The organism is Streptomyces sp. (assembly GCF_050698815.1).
GTDB lineage: Bacteria > Actinomycetota > Actinomycetes > Streptomycetales > Streptomycetaceae > Streptomyces.
This window is the reverse complement of record NZ_JBOHCV010000183.1, coordinates 1-3,683: the sequence shown is the minus strand read 5'-3', so window position 1 is coordinate 3,683 and position 3,683 is coordinate 1. Positions and strand designations below refer to the sequence as shown.

At 71.0% G+C, this 3,683-nt stretch carries 4 protein-coding genes; all 4 read left to right on the top strand.

Going from position 1 to position 3,683, the window contains the following annotated elements:
* On the top strand, positions 1–646 hold a 646-nt coding region (locus tag ACRDP3_RS06805), incomplete at its 5' end, for an AMP-binding enzyme (RefSeq protein ID WP_431515921.1).
* Positions 647–689: 43 nt separating this feature from the next.
* Positions 690–1,319, top strand: a complete 630-nt coding sequence (locus ACRDP3_RS06800; RefSeq protein ID WP_431515920.1) for a TetR/AcrR family transcriptional regulator — start codon at positions 690–692, stop codon at positions 1,317–1,319.
* A gap of 83 nt (positions 1,320–1,402) precedes the next feature.
* Entirely contained in the window at positions 1,403–2,395 is a 993-nt protein-coding gene (locus ACRDP3_RS06795; protein WP_431515919.1) for an NADPH:quinone oxidoreductase family protein, read from the top strand.
* Between the two features lie 227 nt (positions 2,396–2,622).
* Positions 2,623–3,683 (top strand): ATP-binding cassette domain-containing protein (locus tag ACRDP3_RS06790; protein WP_431515918.1); only part of this gene is annotated, 1,061 nt, incomplete at its 3' end.

Below are 3,683 nucleotides of genomic sequence, written 5' to 3'. Positions count from 1 at the left end.
CGCCCCCTGCGCCTCGGTGCCCGCCGGGGTCGAGGCGCCGGTGGACCCTGACTCCGGGACGCTGGCCGTCGGCCTGCCATTTCCCGACGCCCTGGTGCGCATCGTCGGCGACGACGGGTCGGACCTCCAGCCGCGTGAGGTCGGTGAGATCGTCGTGGAGGGCCCGATGGTGGTCCCGGAGTACTGGAACCAGCCCGCCGCGACGCGTGACGGCCTGCCGCGCGGGAGGCTTCGCACCGGTGATGTGGGCTTCATGGACGCCGAGGGCTGGCTGTACGTCGTCGACCGCAAGAAGGACATGATCAACGCCTCCGGTTTCAAGGTCTGGCCACGCGAGGTGGAGGACGTCCTCTACAGCCACCCGGCAGTGCGGGAAGCGGCCGTCGTGGGCGTGGCCGACAGCTACCGCGGCGAGTCGGTGAAGGCGTACGTCAGCCTCCGCCCGGACGCGGTGATCGAGCCGGCGGAGCTGATCGGCTACTGCAAGGAGCAGCTGGCGGCGTACAAGTATCCGCGCGAGGTCGAGATCCTGCCGGAGCTCCCCAAGACGACCAGTGGGAAGATCCTCCGACGGGAACTGCGTTCTCGCGGTGACGGTGACGGCGGCGGCAGCGGTGACAGCGACGGTGGCGGCGTCAGCGCGTAGTACGCGGCGACCGCTCGCACGAACGAGAGGCAGGTGACGGTTCATGGCCACGCCCAAGGCGACGTCCCAGGCAGGCGTCAAGGCGAAGAGCGGCGCGAACGGCGACGCTCCCGTCCCGCAGCGGCTGATGGCCGCCGCCACCCGCCTCTTCGCCGACCGCGGCTACGACCGTACCTCCGTGCAGGAGATCGTCGAGGCCGCCGGTGTCACCAAAGGAGCCCTGTACCACTACTTCGGCTCCAAGGACGATCTGCTGCACGAGATCTACGGGCGGCTGCTGCGGCTCCAGCAGGAGCGGCTGGACGCCTACGCGGAGGCCCAGGGCCCGGTGGAGGAGCGGCTGCGCCGGGCTGCCGCCGACGTCGTGGTCACCACCATCGACAACCTCGACGACGCGATGATCTTCTTCCGTTCCATGCATCAGCTCAGCCCCGACAAGCAGAAGCAGGTACGTGCGGAGCGCCGCCGCTATCACGAACGGTTCCGCGCACTGGTCGAGGAGGGCCAGCGCAGCGGGGTGTTCAACGCCTCGACCCCGCCGGACCTGGTCGTGGACTACCACTTCGGCTCGATCCACCACCTGAGCAGCTGGTATCACCCCGACGGGCCGCTCACGCCGCAACAGGTCGCGGACCATCTCGCGGGCCTGCTGCTGCGGGCGCTGCGGCCTTAGCCTCGATGTCCTTACGTACTCACACACTGGGTACACACGAACGAGCGAGCAACACAACCCCCTACGTTCCGGAGGTAGTACCGGTGAAGGCATGGCGCGTCCACACGAACGGCGAGCCGCGCGACGTGATGCGGCTGGAGGACATTCCCGACCCCGAACCCGGCCCGGGCGAACTGCTCGTGCGGGTGCGCGCCGCCAACGTCAACTTCCCCGACGCGCTGATGTGCCGCGGCGAATACCAGGTCAGGCCGGCGTTCCCGTTCACGCCGGGTGTGGAGCTGTGCGGCGAGGTGCTGGCGGCGGGGGAGGGGGTGCCGGAGAGTGAAGCCACCCGGGTCGGCGCCCGCGTCATCGCCCAACCGGTCCAGCCCGCGGGGGCGTTCGGTGAACGCAGCGTGGTCGGCGCCGCGAGCGCCCGTACCGCGCCCGAGGCGCTGGACGACGCCGAGGCCGCGGCCCTGCACGTCGGCTACCAGACCGGCTGGTTCGGCCTGCACCGCAGGGCACGCCTGCAGCCCGGCGAGACGCTGCTCGTTCACGCGGCGGCGGGCGGCGTGGGCAGTGCGGCGGTACAGCTCGGCAAGGCCGCCGGCGCCCGCGTCATCGGCGTGGTCGGCGGCAAGGCGAAGGCCGAGACGGCACGCGAAATGGGCTGCGACGTGGTCGTTGACCGCCGTGAGGACGACATCGTGGCAGCGGTCAAGGAGGCCACCGACGGACGCGGCGCCGACGTGGTCTACGACCCGGTCGGCGGCGACGCGTACGCCAAGTCCGTCAAGTGTATCGCCTTCGAAGGGCGGATCATCATCGTCGGCTTCGCCGGCGGGGCCATCCCGACGCCGGGCCTCAACCACGCGCTCATCAAGAACTACGCCATCCTCGGGCTGCACTGGGGCCTCTACAACGCCAAGGACCCGGCAGCGGTGCAGGCCTGCCACGAGGAGCTCAGCGGGCTGGCCGCCGATGGCGCGATCAAGCCGCTGATCAGCGAACGGCTGCCGCTCGATGAGGCGGCCGACGCGGTCCAGCGCGTCTTCGACGGCATCACGACGGGCCGCGTCGTCATCCAGCCCTGAACGGGGACGTCGCCTCGGGCGGCGAGTGTGCCGACCGCTCGCCGCCCGACCCGCGTGCAGACGGCATGCGCGCCTTCGCGGCCAGGCTCTCGGAGGCGGTATGACGAGTCCCGCGAACTCCTTACGGAGGGCCGGCGCACCACAGCTACCCCGAGGCAATCCCGGTTCCAGGGCGCTGAAACCCTCGTGAAACCCCGCTGAATGCGTCATGCCGCAACCTCTGCGGCATGACGACAACGACATCACACTCACTCGCCATCGCGGCCAAGGGGCTGCGCAAGGCCTACGGGGACAAGACGGTCCTCGACGGCATCGACCTGGCGGTGCCGGCCGGCACCATCTTCTCCCTGCTCGGCCCGAACGGCGCCGGCAAGACCACCGCCGTCAAGATCCTCTCGACTCTCATCACCGCCGACGCCGGCGACCTGCACGTGGGCGGCCACGACCTGGCCGCCGACCCGCAGGCCGTGCGGGCCGCGATCGGCGGCACCGGTCAGTTCTCCGCCGTCGACGGCCTGATCACCGGCGAGGAGAACATGCTCCTCATGGCGGACCTGCACCACCTCTCCCGCCGCGAGGGCCGCCGTACCGCCGCCGAACTCCTCGACCGCTTCGACCTGGCGGAGGCCGCGAAGAAGCCCGCCTCCTCCTACTCCGGCGGCATGAGGCGCCGCCTCGACCTCGCCATGACGCTGGTCGGCGACCCGCGGATCATCTTCCTCGACGAGCCGACCACCGGCCTCGACCCGCGGAGCCGCCACAACACGTGGCGGATCATCCGCGAGTTGGTCTCCGGCGGCGTCACCGTCTTCCTCACCACCCAGTACCTGGAGGAGGCCGACGAGCTCGCCGACCGAATCGCGGTGCTGAGCGACGGCAAGATCGCCGCCGAGGGAAGCGCCGACGAGCTGAAGCGGCGCATCCCCGGCGGACACGTCCGGCTGCGCTTCACCGACCCGGCCGCGTACCAGAGCGCCGCCTCCGCTCTGCGCGAGGTCACCCTCCCCCAAGGCGCCTTGCGCATGGGAGGTGCCCCCATCGACGAGGCGCTCGCGCTGCAGATCCCCAGCGGCGGCAGCCAGCGCGAACTGCGCGCCATCCTCGACTGGCTCGACTCCGCCGGCATCGAGGCGGACGAGCTGACCGTGCACACCCCCGACCTCGACGACGTGTTCTTCGCCCTCACCGGCCACACCGGCGGCGCCGCGCAGACCGTCCCCGCCCAGGCCGCCAACGCCCAGGCCGCCGACGCCCAGGCCGCCAACGCCCAGAAGGAGGCCCTCCGATG

Excerpts from the sequence above, each read along its gene's own strand:
- ACRDP3_RS06800 (WP_431515920.1), top strand. The coding sequence starts at position 690 with ATGGCCACGCCCAAGGCGACGTCCCAGGCAGGCGTCAAGGCGAAGAGC.